The organism is Nonomuraea sp. NPDC001636 (assembly GCF_040298265.1).
Lineage (GTDB): Bacteria > Actinomycetota > Actinomycetes > Streptosporangiales > Streptosporangiaceae > Nonomuraea.
This window is the reverse complement of sequence record NZ_JBEOZT010000103.1, coordinates 1-1,221: the sequence shown is the minus strand read 5'-3', so window position 1 is coordinate 1,221 and position 1,221 is coordinate 1. Positions and strand designations below refer to the sequence as shown.

1 protein-coding gene is annotated in these 1,221 nt (G+C 41.0%); it reads left to right on the top strand.

From position 1 onward, the window contains the following. Positions 1–160 precede the first annotated feature (160 nt). Positions 161–1,108 carry an IS30 family transposase gene (locus ABT158_RS51235; RefSeq protein ID WP_003130410.1) on the top strand — a complete coding sequence of 316 codons (948 nt, stop codon included), beginning with the start codon at positions 161–163 and terminating at the stop codon, positions 1,106–1,108. Positions 1,109–1,221 lie beyond the last annotated feature (113 nt).

The window sequence follows — 1,221 nt, the reverse complement described above, 5'->3', positions numbered from 1 at the left end:
ACTAGCTATTATTAGTATTTTGATATTACTATTTGTTCCAAATTTAATTAAAGAAAAATCCGCAAATTGTAAAATGAAGTTAGCCACCTTGAGTCAAGCAAAAAACATCTGAATCTCTTATACTAGAAGTTCGACCAAATAGTATAAAAAGGAAATTCAGATGCAAGACTATTCTATCACAAGCCAGAGCAAAGGGAAACACCTGACCAATCAAGACCGTTTAAACATTGAACGTTGGCACAATAAAGAAGGACTGAGCAACCGTGAGATTGCGCGCTTATTGAATAAAGCTCATGGGACGATTGACAGAGAGATGAAGCGAGGGGAAATCCAGCTCAAGCGGAAGGTAAAATACTCTGCTAAAAAGGCTCAAGAAAATTATGAAGGATTGAGGGCTCACAGTGTTCGTCCGAGTAAACTCACGACTGAGATTGATTGTTATGTGAGTACACGTCTTAAAGAAGACAAGGACTCTTTGGAAGTCATTCATCAGGCTCTAAAAGGAGTTTCTCTGAGCAGCCTCTACAATTGGGTCAACTGGGGCTGGTTAGAAGCCAAGCGTCATCATCTTTTCTATCCGCAGTATAAGGCGGCAAAGAAAATCAAACCTCGTGCGCCAAAGCATCCTTTTGGCAAGTCTATTGAAGAACGGCCTGAGTTCATTAACAATCGCTTAGAAGTGGGGCATTACGAGATTGACACGGTCATTCTTACGAGAGCTAAGAACAAGGTGCTTTTGACGCTCACAGAGCGAAAATACCGCACGGAGATCATTCGCTTGATTGATGGGAAAACAGCACAGGCGGTCAATGATGAGCTGGTGGAACTTCAAAAAAGTTATGACTTCAAATCCATTACCCCTGACAATGGCCATGAATTTGCAAGGCTCTCTGAGGTCGTAAGCTGTCCAGTTTACTATGCACACGCCTACGCGAGCTTTGAGCGAGGGACGAATGAAAACCATAACCGAATGATTCGTAGGCATCTGCCAAAAGGCACAACAAAGACGACCCCTGAAGAAGTCGCCGCTATCGAGTATTGGATGAACCATTATCCAAGAAAAATGTTCAACTATAAGAGTTCATATGAGATGAGCTTGGCTGGCTAACTTGGACTTGCAATTTGCGTAAATAATATTTTTTTAAAATATTAAATAAATTTCAGCTGAGACTAGAACTTTGAGAAAGTCTGTGTTATAATCTATGTGGTCGTGAAATTGAG